At 43.8% G+C, this 16,868-nt stretch carries 13 protein-coding genes and 3 tRNA genes; 2 read left to right on the top strand and 14 right to left on the bottom strand.

The window, feature by feature from the left end:
- From IE103_RS16245 to IE103_RS16225, 5 genes are all read right to left on the bottom strand, one after another.
- On the bottom strand, window positions 1–123 hold a 123-nt coding region (locus IE103_RS16245; RefSeq protein WP_229827326.1), incomplete at its 3' end, for a GTP-binding protein.
- Between the two features lie 91 nt (window positions 124–214).
- Window positions 215–289: transfer RNA gene (locus tag IE103_RS16240), tRNA-Thr, on the bottom strand.
- A gap of 41 nt (window positions 290–330) precedes the next feature.
- A tRNA-Gly gene (locus tag IE103_RS16235) sits at window positions 331–404 on the bottom strand.
- A 44-nt stretch (window positions 405–448) separates the two neighbouring features.
- Window positions 449–533: transfer RNA gene (locus IE103_RS16230), tRNA-Tyr, on the bottom strand.
- Between the two features lie 134 nt (window positions 534–667).
- Complete coding sequence (locus IE103_RS16225; protein WP_189347184.1) at window positions 668–1,414, bottom strand: MgtC/SapB family protein; 747 nt, start codon at window positions 1,412–1,414, stop codon at window positions 668–670.
- 235 nt (window positions 1,415–1,649) lie between these two features.
- On the opposite strand from IE103_RS16225, the gene IE103_RS16220 reads away from it, so the two are divergent.
- Complete coding sequence (locus tag IE103_RS16220; RefSeq protein WP_189347183.1) at window positions 1,650–3,533, top strand: DUF885 domain-containing protein; 1,884 nt, start codon at window positions 1,650–1,652, stop codon at window positions 3,531–3,533.
- 90 nt (window positions 3,534–3,623) lie between these two features.
- Here IE103_RS16220 and IE103_RS16215 read toward each other — a convergent pair whose 3' ends face one another.
- Both IE103_RS16215 and IE103_RS16210 read right to left on the bottom strand, forming a co-directional pair.
- Complete coding sequence (locus IE103_RS16215) at window positions 3,624–6,593, bottom strand: S9 family peptidase (RefSeq protein WP_189347182.1); 2,970 nt, start codon at window positions 6,591–6,593, stop codon at window positions 3,624–3,626.
- A gap of 188 nt (window positions 6,594–6,781) precedes the next feature.
- Complete coding sequence (locus IE103_RS16210; protein ID WP_189347181.1) at window positions 6,782–7,609, bottom strand: type 2 periplasmic-binding domain-containing protein; 828 nt, start codon at window positions 7,607–7,609, stop codon at window positions 6,782–6,784.
- Between the two features lie 356 nt (window positions 7,610–7,965).
- On the opposite strand from IE103_RS16210, the gene IE103_RS16205 reads away from it, so the two are divergent.
- Window positions 7,966–8,475: a YciI family protein gene (locus IE103_RS16205; protein ID WP_189347180.1), complete on the top strand. Its 510-nt coding sequence runs from the start codon at window positions 7,966–7,968 to the stop codon at window positions 8,473–8,475.
- Between the two features lie 121 nt (window positions 8,476–8,596).
- On the opposite strand, the gene arsC is transcribed toward IE103_RS16205, so the two are convergent.
- The 7 genes from arsC to IE103_RS16170 form a co-directional block, all read right to left on the bottom strand.
- Complete coding sequence (gene arsC / locus IE103_RS16200; RefSeq protein WP_189347179.1) at window positions 8,597–9,016, bottom strand: arsenate reductase (glutaredoxin); 420 nt, start codon at window positions 9,014–9,016, stop codon at window positions 8,597–8,599.
- A 238-nt stretch (window positions 9,017–9,254) separates the two neighbouring features.
- On the bottom strand, window positions 9,255–12,425 hold the full coding sequence (locus tag IE103_RS16195) for a S9 family peptidase (protein WP_189347178.1): 3,171 nt from the start codon (window positions 12,423–12,425) through the stop codon (window positions 9,255–9,257).
- Window positions 12,426–12,608: 183 nt separating this feature from the next.
- Complete coding sequence (locus IE103_RS16190) at window positions 12,609–13,379, bottom strand: hypothetical protein (protein WP_229827324.1); 771 nt, start codon at window positions 13,377–13,379, stop codon at window positions 12,609–12,611.
- 86 nt (window positions 13,380–13,465) lie between these two features.
- On the bottom strand, window positions 13,466–14,083 hold the full coding sequence (locus IE103_RS16185; RefSeq protein WP_189347177.1) for a 3'-5' exonuclease: 618 nt from the start codon (window positions 14,081–14,083) through the stop codon (window positions 13,466–13,468).
- A 310-nt stretch (window positions 14,084–14,393) separates the two neighbouring features.
- On the bottom strand, window positions 14,394–15,164 hold the full coding sequence (locus IE103_RS16180; protein WP_189347176.1) for a head GIN domain-containing protein: 771 nt from the start codon (window positions 15,162–15,164) through the stop codon (window positions 14,394–14,396).
- A gap of 110 nt (window positions 15,165–15,274) precedes the next feature.
- A complete protein-coding gene (locus IE103_RS16175) occupies window positions 15,275–15,628 on the bottom strand; it encodes a hypothetical protein (protein ID WP_189347175.1) in 354 nt (117 codons plus the stop codon).
- Between the two features lie 205 nt (window positions 15,629–15,833).
- On the bottom strand, window positions 15,834–16,688 hold the full coding sequence (locus IE103_RS16170) for a c-type cytochrome (RefSeq protein WP_189347174.1): 855 nt from the start codon (window positions 16,686–16,688) through the stop codon (window positions 15,834–15,836).
- Window positions 16,689–16,868 lie beyond the last annotated feature (180 nt).

Below are 16,868 nucleotides of genomic sequence, written 5' to 3'. Positions count from 1 at the left end.
GCCGAATTTTGCAGACAATACTGTCGCAATCGCTGCTGTCAATGTCGTTTTACCGTGATCCACGTGACCAATTGTACCGACGTTAACGTGCGGCTTGGTGCGTTCAAACTTACCTTTTGCCATTTTAGACTCCTAACGATTGTGAGAGATCTTCTTAAGCTATCAGACACACGCCTGACAATAACAATGCGAAGACGATGATTTAAAACTACTCTGGTGCCCTTGACGTGGATTGAACACGTGGCCTCTCCCTTACCAAGGGAGTGCTCTACCACTGAGCTACAAGGGCAGCACTTGCACAAACCACATGCACCTACAAAACTTTAAACTTGGAGCGGGTGAAGGGAATCGAACCCTCGTCTTAAGCTTGGAAGGCTTCGGCTCTACCATTGAGCTACACCCGCGTACGAAACTGATCCGACAATAACCTCAGCCGCTAAATTCTGCCTGGTGGAGGGGGCTGGATTCGAACCAGCGTACTCAGAGAGAACAGATTTACAGTCTGTCGCCTTTAACCACTCGGCCACCCCTCCCAGGGAACCCCGAATTATGGAGATGTTCGATTTAACTGTCAATAGCTTTTTAAATCTCTCTCGCACTTTTTAGATAAAAATTTCCAGCGAAAATTAGGAAAATTCTCTTTTATACTTACAATTCAATCACTTAGTTAATTTCTCGCGTGTGCCAACTGGTAAGAAACCAAACCCTCAAATTTATTCATTTCTTCCGACAAGGCACTAATTGAGGTGGCTTGCTTTCGATTTAACGCGACCGCAACAAAGCGCCACTCGGTTCGACCATCTTTTGATGAGATGATGATCGTCCCTCCAGCGACTTCGTAGCCGCGCGCCATCGCTAATTGACGTATCGCTGTCTCACTCGCAACAAAACCTTCTTTAAATTGCATCACGATGGAGATTGCTTGACGTGCTGGTAGCCATGCTTCTAACTTGAAAACCCAAATCATGCAGGCGGCCGACAAAAAAGCTAACAAGATCGCCGCAGCATAAAAGCCAACTCCAACTAAGATACCAATCGCGGAGGAAGCCCAAAGCGAAGCGGCTGTAGTCAAGCCACTAATGCTAAAACCCTCTTTCATGATCACACCAGCTCCTAGGAAACCGATGCCGGTAACTACGCCTTGTATGGTTCTCGATGGATCTAAAGCAACGGGAGACAAGGCTCTGCCACCAAACCAGAAATCTGGATATCCCGCAATCACGACCAGCGCGGCAGACGCCATACAAACCAAACCGTAGGTACGCATTCCGGCCGCCCTACCATGATAGGATCGTTCGTAACCGACAACAAATCCCAGCAACAAAGCGCCAGTCAAGTTGAGAAAGATAATCGTATTCGCACCTAACTCGGCATGCGACCAGAAGTTAGCGGTATAAGAAGCTAGTGTTGTCATTCAAAATATTTAAAATAATTTATATTGAATTTCAGTGTAGCAAGCGACTCAGATACTGTCTAATACTCACGCACATTTGTTTCTTGAATATAAATTTTTCCGCGTTTCCGCAACAATGAACTAATTTAGTTTTAAGCAATCAGACTTTGCACATACACTCAGGTATATTCTTGGTATATCTAAGCATCACCTCATTTATTCGAACTTCTTGCTTCACCTCAACTTCGGAGAAATTATGCATCAGCACAGAAATTCTATTACCTCTCAAATCTCGCAGAGCACAACACCGACGACTAAGCGTACAGGCATTAGCATTGCCATCAGCCTGATTTTTTGCGCAGGAATATGGAATACCAGCGGCATTTCAAATGTACAAGCTGCGGAACAAACGATTAAGGTCAGTGGTGTCGCCAATCAATCTGAGCAAGCCAAGGCAGAACTCAATTTCAAAACGCTATATCAGAAAGAAACTGCGTACAGAAATAAGGAATTTCCTGGTCGTCGTGCAGCGGATGATGAAGATGAGATCACGCAAGCCGATTATAGCGATGAGGCAGAACAGCGCCGCCTAAAAATGTGGCGTAATTTATCGGAAGATCTAAAGAAAATTAATCCTGCACTGCTTTCGAGTGAGTCACGCATCAACTACAAAATATTTGCCGACCAACTCACTAATCGCATCAATGCAACAACGCTCAACGCACATCTACTGACCTTCAATTCGGATAGCCAGTTTTGGGCTAGCACCGCAGGCGCTGCGGAATCAACGCGCTGCGTTAGTGTAAAAAGTTGTGAGCGCTTTATTAAACAAATGGCGAGCATTCCACAAACTTTTTCACAGAAAATTGCATTGATGAAGCTTGGAATGGAACGTGGAATGACGATGCCTCAAGTAGTGTTAATCGGACGTGATGCAAGTATTCAAAAACACCTAACGACCAGCGTTGATAACAGCGTATTTTTTAAAGCATTTACCCAGCTTCCTGCATCGATTTCAGCCGCACAACAAACGGAATTACAGAAGAAGGCAAGAAGCGTTATCGCTGACAAGGTAATTCCTGCGTATCAAAATTTATATGAATTCATACGCAACGAATACATGCCGAAAGCAAGAAAATCAATTGCCGCCTACGATCTTCCAAACGGCAAAGCTTTCTATCAAGCACAGATTTTTGAATACACCACTTTAGAAAATACACCAGAAGAAATCCATAACATTGGCCTAACAGAAGTTGCGCGCATACGCAGCGATATGGAAAAAATTATTGCGGAATTGAAGTTCAATGGCGACTTCAAAGCATTCCTACACTTTCTACGCACTGATCCACAATTCTATGCAAAGACACCCCACGAATTATTAGCGGAGGCATCATATTGGGCGAAAAAGGCAGATGGAATGTTGATCCGCTATTTTGGGCAATTGCCACGTAAGCCTTATGGCATTCAAGCAGTTCCAGCTGACATCGCACCGACTTATACCGCAGGTCGCTATGCGGGTAGTGGCGATCCTAAACGTCCATCAAATTACTGGGTCAATACCTCATTACTCAATCAGCGTCCAATGTGGGCATTGCCTGCCTTAACTTTACATGAAGCAGTACCAGGGCACCACTTGCAGATCGCCTTAGCGGGTGAACAAGCAGAACAACCCGAATTTAGACGCAATGCTTATATTTCCGCCTTCGGTGAGGGCTGGGCACTGTATGCTGAGCATCTGGGCGTCGAGATGGGATTCTATGAAACACCCTACCATCACTTCGGTCGTTTAGTTTACGAAATGTGGCGTGCTTCGCGTCTGGTGGTCGATACTGGCATGCATGCAAAGGGCTGGACGCGTGATCAAGCGCTACAATTCATGCGTGACAATACCGCACTTTCAGAACATGAAATCACTACAGAAATTGATCGCTACATTTCATGGCCAGGACAAGCATTAGCCTACAAATTAGGCGAAATTAAAATTCGCGAAGTACGGCAAAAAATAAACACCATACTCGGCGAAAAGTTTGATATCAAAGCGTTTCACGATAAGCTATTGAGCCTAGGCTCGGTGCCCTTATCCATCTTAGAAAGTGAAATGCTGGCTTGGGCAAACAAGCTAAAACAAGACAAGAAGTAAAATGCATAAAACAAAAAACCTCGAAATAGATTCGAGGTTTTTTATTGATGCGCTTGCAAACACATTCATTTGCAAGCGCAAATTCCTACATCAATTTCCTGCTGCTGGTTTCCCATCCACATTCTTTTTATCATCCGCTTTTGCTTCAGCTTTTACTTCTGCTGGTCGAACTAAAGCAGCGCGTTCTTTCAAGTGATCTTCCATTTTTAGCCAAGCGACGCCTTTATTTAACCACTCTGGTGCAGGCTTATCTTTCAGATGGAAATCAAAAAACTCTTTCATGCGTTGCATATAGTCTTTTTGATTTGGCTTCTTCACTAAGCCATGGTTTTCACCTGGATACTCCAACATCACAACATCTTTACCGGCACGACGCAAAGTATTGAAATACTCGACGCCTTGCGTGTAATCAACCGCGCCGTCGACGTCATTTTGCAACATCAATAAAGGCGTCTTGACGTTTTTCGCAAAGAACACTGGACTGTTTCGCACATAAGCGTCCCAGTGATCATTGTAATTACCGAGAAAGCGACCTTGGCTACTTTCAAAAATCGCTTGATTGGTACTTCCAGAATTTTTGTAAACCAAACTGTACATACTAATCATATTGGTCAATGCAGCGCCAGCAGATGCAGCCTTAAACACATCGGTTTGCGTGATCAAAAATGCTGTTTGATATCCACCCCAGCTATGTCCTTGTAAGCCAACACGCTTAGAATCGACCACCCCAGTCGCAATTGCTGCTTGCAAAGCCGGTAGCACACTTTCTTTCGCACTCACACCTGGATCGTTTAAACGATATGTAATATCAGGATTAAAAACGGCGTAACCGTGGCTGGTGTAATACGCGCGGTTAAAACCACCACCGCCAACCATTGGAGGCGTATAGCTATTTAAACCCTGACTTAATTTTTCATAGATATAAACCACCGTTGGATAGGACTTTCCTGCTTGGTAATTGGCAGGTAAAAACAAAGCGCCTTGAAGTTTTTTGCCATCAGTACCAATGTAATCAACTAAGATCGAACCACTGCCCATGGTGTAATTTTTTTCTTGCTCTTGCAAATCGGTGAGCTTACGCATATTCGTAAGTTGCGCATCGCTCACATAAAGATCTGGCGGCGTAATCGCAGTCTCTTTCGACAACAAGAAAGTGTCACTTTTCTCTGCCTTAATCAAACGACGATAAGCAGCATCAGCATACGCCAAACGTTTCACATTACCATTTGGATCTAAACGCAAAAAGCCTGCTTTCTTAGTCCATTCGCCATAGGCATTAAAGTACTGAGGCTTACTTAAATCAATCCCTTTTTCATTGGGATCAAGCACCAAACGTCGCTGATAACGCACTTGATCGCGCTTGCCATCTTGCGTCACTTGCGTCGCCTTACCACCATCTACTGGCATTTTCCAAATGTCCCAACCATCGCTTAACAGAACAAAACGACTGTCGGAACTCCAGCCAAATGGCGTGACTGGTGGTTTCACCAAATTATGATCATCGTCGACATTAACAAAAGTGGTGTTTAAACCAGCGGTCAAATTATGACGTTTGCCTGTAGCCATTTCTATGCTGAAGAAATTTCCATCTTCATAGTGCAAATAATGACGACCATCATGCGCCAGACCAAACGTCCAACTCGCTTGTTTGTTCAATAATCGGCGCTCTCCTGTTTTCAAACTAAGCGCGTACACATCACTGAAACGTCGACCGTCCATACTGGCTTGGCGTTGATACTCACTATCATCTTGTGCCAGCGCCCAATCGCCAAACTGAGGCATCGCTACCGAAGTCAATTTTTCGTCACCGAGTCGAATAAATTTGGCTTCTGCTATACGATAAATCGCCGCTGAAGATCGCTTCTTATCAAAATCCTGTTGCACCTTTTGTTGCGTTGGTAAGCGTTTATCTTGGTGATGCCAAAGAACCAAATTCACTTTTTCATCGGAATCTGCATCTTTCTTTTCATCTTTAGGTTTCTTTTTCGCTTCTTTAATACCAAACGAAATCCAAGCGAAATCTCTACTCCAACGTGGTTGTGCGTCGCCGGATATTGTCATGTCTTGCGGAAAATCTTTCAGCTTTAGAGGATCAACTGTAGTCTTCATAAAACTGTTGTTGGTATCGATCCGAAAACCAATCGCATTCCATAGTTTGTCAACATAGGCTTTATCTTCTATGCCTTTCAGCACAGTAAAACCAGTTCCCTTATCGTTCCAGAGCAACTTTTCATAAACTGCATCACCATCATCCAACACCTGACTGGCACCACTATCCAAGTTGTGAACTACCACGCCATTACCCGCTTTGTCATTCGCGTCAACGATGTAAGCCAAATAGCGACCTTGGAAATCAAACTCAAATTCAGCAACATTACCAAGGTTCAGCAAAGCTCCAGTCTTCAGGTTTTTTAACAGCAAGTCTGAACCTTTGGCGCGCGTTGGTGCAGGAGCTCCTGGTGCTGTCGGCATCGCTGGTGCGGGTGTCGCACTATCTGCCATCGCCTTATGCATTGCAATCCAACCACCACGCTCATTTGCAAATGCAAATTTACGCACTTTTTCAACAACGCTAGATTTACCCGTTTTCAAATCAACGAGTGTGACTTTCGCTTGCACAGGCTTCTTGGCTTTCTTCGCTGCATCTTGTTCTTTCTTGCTCATGTGCGATGTAAATGCCGCCCACAAACCATCTTCAGAAAATTCAATACTTCCTGCACCCTGCCCTGCAGGAAAACTATATTCCTCTTTGCCCGACAAGGATTTGACAATGACAGTGGCATCTCCCTCCGCTTCACTCAAACGCCACGCAGCCCACTGCCCGTTTGCCGACAGTACCGCTGCACTAATTCCTTTGAAAGCAGCCATATCGGCGATCTCGATAGGGCGTGGTGTCGCAGCCACGGGGGCTTTAGCAGCCGATTTAGCTTCGACTTTCTGAGCCGCATTTGCGGGAGCTGTAGCGGGAATATTTTTATCTACGGTAGCTGCAGATTGAGCTAAAACTTCGGCACTCGCCAAAAGAAAACCTAAGGTGACAGCGGGATAAACTGGGCGCATTACACACTCCAAAGAAAAAAGGGATAAAAGACAGATCAATATTGACCGCGGTATCTTAACTTAGTTCCAGTGAGTCGAGGTGTGCACGCTATGAATAATTGAGGAGACGATCAGTCTGAGTCACGGTGACACCAATGGTAAGTTCAGATATGTAGAAATTGAGGAAAGGAGTTTCCGCACTGCAAATACTAAGCGCCAGAATGGCGCCGCAAACCGAGCTTCACAACGTCGGATGGATAAACATTTACATACGATTTCCAAACAACATCCGTTGCAGCGAGCTTATCCATCTGCGCTTTTAAATAGATTTGATCATTCGGCGGCAAGGCAGATTTTGAAATGTAAATCCCGCTATCAGTCCAAGGTAATTCGTCTAACTTGTCGTAACGCACCTTACCTTCCAAATCGTGCAGTATTTTTTCGGTACGAATAAATCCAGAAAACAAAGTCGGCGTCATAATCGTCACGTAATTACTATTTTTTTGCATGCTACGTGCTACCGACACAGCATCAGGCTCAATGATTAATCGCTTACGCTTCGCCATCTCTTTCAAAATTTCTTGATATCCAACTCCATAGTCAAATCCACGTACCGCAACCAAGCGGAGTTGTTCTCGCGATAGTAAATCGGACAAACTCAGAATTGGCGATCCAGCAGACTGCATAGAAATCACGGTCGCTCGAATTTGAATCAAAGGAACAAAGTGGCCTACCTTGTCGCGCTTATCTGTTTTTACGGTGGTAATTAACAGATCGGCTTTACCGCTTTCAAATAAAAATTCTTGGCGATTCTTTGGCACTTGATAATAAGCAAAGCGACAGTTGGACTTCGCCTCTAGCAAACTGAGAAAATCAGGCGTAATCCCGGTGTAGCGATTACCTTTTACAATCACACTCAAACCAGTGACGGAGACGGGAACTTGAACCGTTCGAGAACATTCAGCAAAAACGGGATATGTGATTGCCGACGCAATCAAGAGAATCAAAAGGCGAAAGCAAAGACGAATGTCATGCATAACAATAGCAAACTTCGAAATGTACAAACGAACTAGCAATTTTCTTCCATTTCAAGGAAATAAGCATCAAATACGCGTCAGCACCTAAATAACAAATACCCTGCTTCTTCTCATCTTTTAATCGATCAGAAATACCTACATAGTTCAATCATTGTGCATGGAAACCACGCGCATTCCTATCATCTATCAACAATGAACCTAAAAAAATTGTTAAGTCTCAGACGATGTAGGACTTTCACGACACTTTTACCAAATTAAAAACTGAATAAGGCAAGACAATAATTAGCAGATTCCATTACTATAGAAGTAGACTACAACTCTACAATGTCTAACCACCCAACCCACAGGAGTGCATTATGCGATCAAATATTCGCTTACTAAGTTGCGTACTGAGTCGCGTACGAAATTGTATCTTGAGCATCACGACAATTTTTTCGATTTCAATAGGCGCATTGGCACAAGCACAGACACCCACGGTTGTGACCAATCCCAAATACGATGCGGCAACGGCAGAACGTCTAGGTGCAGATCAACGTGGCATGCGCAATTACGTGCTAGTCGTTTTGAAAACTGGCCCCAATAAAATAGCCGCAGGTAAAGAAAGAGATGAAATGTTCGCAGGACACTTTGCCAACATGAAACGACTCGCCGCAGAAGGAAAGTTAGCAGTTGCCGGCCCCTTCGATGGTGTCGACGGCTGGCGAGGTCTATTTATTTTCGCAGTAAAAGATATAGAAGAAGCCAAACAATTAACCGCCACAGATCCGGTGATTATTAAAGGAGAAATGATTGCTGAGTACCATAAATGGTATGGCTCTGCCGCGATGATGGAGGTCGGCCGTATTCATGAAACCTTGAGTAAATGAGGCGTACCAAAATCTAAGGTCTTCACAAAGTAAAGACAAATATGTTCCAAATCATCGTGGCATTCAATATGCGATTGATTGCAAATTGAATGCCACTATCTATTTAATCTCTATTGGGTATTTAGACCCGCTTGCCATCAGCATCGATCACTAACTCACCATCTTCTTTACGAAACTCACCGCGCTGAGCCGAAGGAAGAATCTCTAATACCAATTCAGATGGACGACACAACTTCGTTCCCAAAGGGGTTACGACAATCGGTCGATTAATTAAAATAGGATTCGCAAGCATCACGTCGACGAGCGCGTCTTCACTCCATTTGTCATCTGCCAGACCCAGCTCTTGATACACACTTTCTTTTTCTCGCATCAACTGGCGGGCTGAAAACGACATTGCCGCTAAGATTTGTTGAAGCTCTTGTTTACTCGGAACTTGCTTTAAATACTCAATCACAACAGGTTCATCACCGCTATTACGGATGAGAGCGAGCGTATTACGAGAAGTACCGCATCGAGGATTGTGATAAATCGTGATCGTCATATAGTTTCTGTATTCCTTGAAGATTTTTTAAACTTGATATTGAAGCTGTATCTTGAAACTTTCGTTTTCAACTTCTAGCTGCTAGTTCAGCTAGTTCGAATGATATTTCGCAAGCGTTTATCTGTTAAAGCAATATTATAAAACGAGCAGAGAATAAACCACGGTGAACAAATGCGAAAGGGCGATATTGAATCGCCCTTTCGTTACAAACAAAAAAGAAACTACTTAGTTTGACTTTCTATTTCTTCACGTCTGCTGCTTTAACTGGAATGAATTGTCCCATCACATCACGCTTACCTTTTTCCAAATATGGCACTGGTTTATCCATCCATTCCGGACGTGGTTTATTCAGCAAATAATGATCAAAGAATTCACTCATGTGAACAGTGAAATGCTTAATGTTGTCGCGGTCACGCAAACCGTGTTTTTCACCGTTATAGTTGAACCAGTAGGCTTCCTTATTCAAGCGACGCATTGCAGTAAAGAACTCAATCGCTTGGTACCAAGGCACAGCATCATCATCATCGTTATGCACTGTCAAAAATGGTGTCTGCACTTTATCGATCGCAAAAATCGGTGAATTTTCTACATACTTCGCGGTACTATCCCAAGGCGTTCCGCCAATACGACTTTGTTGCTTTTCATACTGAAAGGCACGGCTAATACCGGCGCCCCAACGAATGCCGCCATAGCCACTCACCATATTTGCCATCGACGCGCCAGCTTCAGCAGCGCGGAAAATATTGGTGCGCGTAATCATGTAGCTGATTTGGTAAGCGCCCCAACTATGTCCTTGAATACCGACACGTTTTGGATCAACATAACCCTTAGCAATCACTTGCTGCACCGCAGGTACTACGGTATCTAGTGCACTCTTACCTGGGTAACCAGTTTTGTAAACAATATCCGGACGCAACACAACATATCCGTTGCTAACATAACGTGTGACGTTGATATTTTGCGCTGGCGCTGGTGAGACGAAACGATGCATATTGTCTGTCATCTTTTCGTAGATATACACCATCATCGGATACTTTTTCTTCGGATCAAAGTTCTCAGGCTTAGCGAGCAAAGCCTTGAGTTTTTTCCCATCAGCGCTGGTGTAGTCAATCATCTCTTGCGTGCCCCAGTTATATTGCACTTGCTGAGGATTCGCATAGCTAATTTTCTGCGGTTTGGCAAAACTTAAATCCGCACTCCACAAATCAGGAAATTCTGTGAACGTTTGCTGCGTAAATAAAATCGTGTCGCTATCTTTTGCTTTCATTAAACCAGAATACAACTTATCTCCATGAATCAGACGCTTAGGTTCAAGCGGCTGATTCGGGGTAGGCTGAATGGTGTAGTAACCAGTCGACTGATTCACGTCATGCGTCGCCGACAAAATCCACGGTTTGTCCGCAGGTAAAGCTTTGGTTTGCGGACTTTGACGTACATCACCCAAATGTACATAGCGCAGCTCTAATTGATTTTTTCGACCGAAACCAGCAGTCAAATTACGTGCTGCTTTAGACTGCAAATTCACTTCCCATAAATCAAATTGATCATAGAGTACTACGCTGGCATCATCGTTGGTCCAACCTGCTACACCAAAAGCATTTTTGGGTTCTGGCGTGTCACGTTGTTGGTCTTCAAAACGTGTCTTGATATGTCCTGTCAAATTTGTTTTCTTGCCGTCAGTCGTTGCATGAGACCACCACACATTTTTATCGGCATCGAAGTAGACAACATATTTACCAGCTGGGGAAAACTGCGGCATAAAGCGCGATTTTTCTACCAGCATTTTCGCTTGTCCATTTTGCAGATCAACCGCATAAGCGTCGTAATACAAACTGTCCCATGACATCAAATGACGATAGGGCAGCGTGCTAATTCCCATCGCAAATTGGGCATTGTCATTCAACATAATCTGGGGAATCAGCTTATTAGCCAATTGCACAAACTTACCTTCAGCTAAATGTACAACCGCACGATAAGAGCGTTGTTTGTCGCGCTCAGCGTTAGCTTTTTGCATCGACTGTAACTCGGGATCTTTCCAATGCCAAAGATCAACCTTCACTGGTTCAACAGCATTCTTTGGTGGCGTGACGGGCAATTCAGCGGTACTCAAAAACAAGCGTTGACCATCTTTGCTAAAACTGAGATCAGCGTACTCACTTGGCGCCCAACCTTTGGTCATTCCATTCGATTCTGCATTGACGAGCAACTTCGCTTGCGGCGCATCAGCGCGCCAATAAAACAACGAATACACTTGCGTATCCTTTGCTTTCTTAGCCAACTCATCGCGATTACTTAACACCGCAAATTGTTGGCCAGCATCGTCAAATCGTAAGTATTTGTAGCTACCGGCGCCAGTAAGTATTGGCTTAGCTAGCTTGGTATCAGCGGACCACAGATAGACACCTTCTGCTTGAGAAACGGCTTTCACTTTATCTTGTGCCGCGTTGTTGTCAGACTTTGCCGCTTCTACCGATTGATCTTTAGTTGCATCCTTACTTACTTCCTTGCTTGCTTCCTTCGCAGCGTCTTTTGCAGCGTCCTTAGCGACATCTTTCAATGAAACCGAATAGGCCAACAAAGTGCCCGCTTTATTCCAAGTTACATCAGCGACATCTGAGATAGAAGTTTTCTGTTTTTGTACTAAATCCCAAATGATTAATTCTGTACCCGGTTCTTTCTTTTTTGCTGCTGCTCCAGCCGCAGCGATCATTGCTTGCTGATCATATTGCTCTTGTGAATTCCCACTTGCATCTTGCATCGCATTAGCGTCATCACCACTTAAACTGTCTGCTTTTACAGTCTCTTCTTTTTTCAGTTCTTTCTTCAGCTCTTTCGCAGGCTCTAACAAGACTGCCAACAAGCTTGTTCCTTCTTCTGGAAAGCTGAAGCGTTTTACACGTTCAACGTATTCGACTACGCCGGTTGATAAGTCCATAACACCGACACTCGCTTTCGGCGCATCTTCTGGTTTTACTTTCGCTTTCTTTGCTTTTTCAAGGTCAGCACGCGTTGGCAACACTGAGAACGCAACGAATTTGCCGTCGTAACTAAATACTGGATTATTACCGCGCGGTGCACGCCACTCTTTAGCGTCACGTACGTTTTTGATGACGATTTCGCCATCGGATTCTTGCCCAACTAATGCATACGCTGCCCACTGACCATCACGGCTCAAAACCGCATTTTGAATGCTGCGCCAATTGGCGTAAACATCGTGCGTAATGAGTTTTTTTCCTGCCTGCGTCTGATTCGTAGCATTCGCCTCCACATTTGTTGTAGAGGATTGCGCAATCGCCGTTTGTGGAACACTGATCGCTTGCAAACCCAGAACCAAAACGAGGGCACTAACTGGGCGCACGAACGTGTTAAAGATATCATTCGATCGTTTTATTGGATTTTTATGTTGCATCTTCTTTCCTTTATGTTGGCTTAATTATCGAACCAATGATTCATGATTTATTGCTTACTTGTTTCTCGAAATGTTGTACTTGTTTTTTTTGATTATTTGATGATTTTGGCGACGATGTAAGAACTGATTGAATAAGAAATGATTAAGTAGAAATTGAACGAATCAAGAACTTTTTCCTACGATTTACAAAGCTTGTATTTGCAGGGTTTTAATCACTTTTCCTTCCCCTTTTTCCCCCATACCCGCACCACTATTTTTACTCTCTTTTTTTAGAGCAACTAGACGATCTCCAACTGTGCCGTAAAGCCATTCTTCTTCATTTTTCATTTCGAAACTAATCACGACATAAGCGCGGCCAGATACTGCCTGCGTTAGTCGACTCGCCAAGGGCGTACCGTCGGCAGCGATCCAAACGTCAATCTGTCCATCAAACTTTTTCATGTACTTACGATCGCGTTCGTTTAGCTTATCGATCGACATTTCAAAATTTAACAAGCGTGCAGGTTTGCCATTAAAGCTATCCATTTTCTCGCTCTTAAAGTTTGCCTTTTCTAAGCTTCGACTTAAACTACTCGCGGCCGAAATCATTGGGCGCAATGCCGAAGAGTTGACCTCACTCAAAGCAGATAAAGTCGGTGTTTTCGCTTTTTTATCTTTTTCTCGTTGACGTTCTTCAGACTCTAGTTTTAACAACATCTCCTTGCTATACAAAACTTGTAGCCCGCGTGAACTTTCTTCAATGCTGACACTCGCCAAACCCTGTGTTTCTTCTTGATCTTTACCTTCGCCTTGCCGATTCCAAGTTTTCGCTTCGACGAAGGCTTTCACCGGCGTCTGCCCTTGCAATCGCACTAAAGCTGCTTTCAAATCAGATAGACCATCTGCGCTCGCATGGGTGCTTACACCAATTCCAGCAACAAAAATATATGGTAAAAATTTGTAAAAATTAGGCATGAATAAGTCCCAAAACGATGTTGCTAGGTGAGTATGACTAAGAAAAGACCAATGAGTTCAGTCGCGCGAATCCAAATTCAACTGTGCTAGGCTTTAGATGCGGATTGTGCGCTAGCGAGTAAATAGACTAGCAATGCAGACTGCGCATCATCTGCCGCATATTTTAGTTGCTTATCCGTCAATCGCTCGGCCGCCCAATTCGAAGTCGATACGCGTTTTGATTTTTGCAAAACCTGTCCAAAGTATTTTTCGACAGCGCGCTTTGCACCCATTTGCTTTTTACGGCTGTCACTTAAGCTACGGGATAAATCAAGCACATTTGCAATACGAATTCCAAGCTTGCGCGATAACATTTGATTATCATCGGATAAACCAAATCCGACTTTTTTAATCTGATCCGATTCCAATACTTCCCGCAATAATCCACGGCTAAAGTTGATCTGCTCTGACGATACTAAAGGAAAAAGAAAGGCTAGCTTTTCGGTCGCTAGTTGAATCAAATGCGGCCCATCAGATTCTTTTCCGGCAGTGAATACCGGCTTTGATTCCGTGTCATAGCCTAAACATGAATGCGAGAGTAAGTTGGCACGCGCTAAATCTAATTGCGTTTGATTTTGCACCAAAATAATTTGGTTTATGGCTATGCCTGGATAATCTGGCAGAGTGGGAACTGGTTCTGTAGGAAGGGAAACGAATTGATTCATTAATACATTTTCATTTAATTAAGGAAAAATAAAATTAACTCAGATTTACTTTAAAAATTGACAGCAAAATAAAGCAATCGAATCGTGGCGACTCATGATGCCATAAAGATTCACACGACAACTACTTTTTGCTATTAAGCGAACAATCGCAGCAATGCAGGCTAGGAATCGTGTTCCATACAAAATCCTTACTCATGTTGCCTATGTTCGCTCAAATTGGTTTTCTGAATAAATCATAAGTACATAAAAACAAAAAGGCGACCAGTGGTCGCCTTATGTTTTACTTCGATTGAATAAGTTCGATTAATTTTTATGGTTGCGCACCCTTACGATTGACGCTGCCAGAACCACCAATCGATTTACTGACTTGCGGATCACCATAATAATTTACCGTGCCAGAGCCACCAATACGCACATTTAAATTATCACTGACCCAAGTCTGTACTGAGCCAGAACCGCCAATACTAATTCTGACATCTTTGGCAGCCAGCTTAGCCATATTCAGTTCACCTGAGCCGCCTATAGTTCCTGCGATTTGTGGCACAACACCGCGAGCGCTAAAGTTACCACTGCCGCCGATACTGACTTTTAAAGTCTCTGCCTTTAACTCATTCACATCCATCTCGCCAGAACCGCCAATCCGCAGTTTTAAATCGGTGCCGATGATTTTATCGCTCTTCACACTACCAGAACTCTCTAAGGCAAAATCATCCAAATTCTTAAAATGCACGACGATCGACAGGTTACGTGTTTTTGGGTATTGATTCTTCTCTTTTGAGCGTATCTTTAAGGTATTGCCTTCAACGACGACTTCTAGCATGGCTTGAATATTGTCATCGGTTTCAATCGATACCGCCTCATGATTGCCCTGTTTGAGTTCAACCTTGCCAGGTACAGAAATCTGTATTGCACGAAAATCCTGCACATTCCGCTCTTGCTTTACAACTTTACCAGAACCCTCAACCGATTTTCCCCACCAGTTACCCCAACTAGCGGAGGCTGGGGTTGCGGCAAATGCGGTGGCAATAAATGCTGTTGCCAATAAGCGGCGACGCATTGTGAAAGTTTTTAGTGTCGACATGATTTACCTCTTTTACTTCTATGTGGTTAAAACTGAACTCGGTTTTACACTTAATTTTGGTGACCGCTTCTTTAAACAAGATCACTTCTATCGGTGCATATCAAGAAAGCTTAGGCTGCCTTTTTGCGTGAACTACGAGAAATCAGTACAAATAAGCCATACAAAATTAAGAACGGAATCATCAGTGGAAGCAATGCAATCGCGAATGAACCGAGTACGGCACCCAAGCCTACCACCAAGACTAAGGCCACCATCGCCAGCACCAAACCTGTAATACTTAAAGCGAAGAACAAAGCGCCAAAACCAACCACGCAGGCAATTAAGAATCCAGTAAAGCCGCCAATATCGCCGATCTCTTCGCCATCAATAACAATATGTGATGTGCCAATCGATAAATAGGTCAAGAACAGCAAGCCCACAATAATGGCGATAGCGATAAGAATGTTGCGGTGATTCGTTTTCATTTTTATTCCCCTTATGTATTTAAGCAAAAACTGCTTAGTTCTCTCAATCGGTCATCAATGACTAACGCTCTGTGGCTAACTCGTAATTGCTGATCCGATGACTGCATTGTAGGGATCGCCGCTCGGCGCTTCTAGTGAATTGCGACAGAATGCAAAAACCGAGGAACAAAGTGTCATTTGACTCGAATTCATTTCACAAACACGCTCATTTCATGCGACGGAGTGCAGCCATGTGCTTGAAATAGACTAACAAGGCATCTAAATCGGATTCGGATATCGACTGGTGATCAAATCCTGGCATCAGTGCTTGTTTCCAATTACGCACAGCTGCTGGGTTGCGAATCAACTTACGCAAAAACGCTTGGTGAAAATACTCGGTAGGACTAAATGGCTGGTTTAAATCAGGACCTATCGCGGCATCTCCTCCACCATTCATACTATGGCAAACCGCACAATTTTTGATATAAATTTGCATACCCTGCATAGCTTGCTGATAATTTTTCGACAATTTTGGTGAAGGAATTATTTGCTGAAATCTTTGCTGCAAAGGCAGTTCGACACGAATCTTTACCACTTGATAAGGCCATTGCTCATTACTAATCTTGCCTGCTTCTGGATTCAGCCAGACCAAATAAAACGGTCCTGCGCTCGCAGTTTTTGCTGGATTATTTGGGTCGATCGCTGGCCATGGCTGTTGATCTGTCTCAATCGCTAAATATGGCTGTCCTTTGCCAACTAAATCGGCAGCTGCGATATTGGCAACAAATCCATCCAAAGCAACAAACTGCACTGAAGTATTTGCAGCCGTTTTTGTCATCAACATCGGCATCAACTTCGCGAAAGCCACCGCGCGGTAAGTCATGCTGCGCTTATAGGCAGAATCTTTGTCGATTTGAATGGGAACCGATTCCGCCAATAAAGCGCTACGACTCCATTGTTTTGATGAAACACCATCACTCACTTCCAATTGCGGTTCTTGGCCCCAAACAGAAAAACTAATGGCAGCCAATAACACGAGGTAAGCGAACCGCAAACTACGGGGAACAGCGTAAGCGCGCATAACAAACTCCAAGACAAGGGCAAAACTGAGGGAATAAACAATTCACGAAATAGCAAAAGTATAGGCGAATGCAGAAATTTTTCGGCATCCTTAACCTTGATGCGATCTCGATCCACTAAAAGCATGCTTTTAGAGCGAAAAGCTCAGTGATAGCTGACGAATAAGGGCGAAAAAAGGTTA

The sequence above is a fragment of the Affinundibacterium macrobrachii genome, assembly GCF_014652415.1.
GTDB classification, from domain to species: Bacteria; Pseudomonadota; Gammaproteobacteria; order Burkholderiales; family Burkholderiaceae_D; genus Undibacterium; species Undibacterium macrobrachii.
The sequence above is the reverse complement of the archived record's forward strand: the minus strand, read 5'-3'. Positions and strand labels throughout refer to the sequence as shown.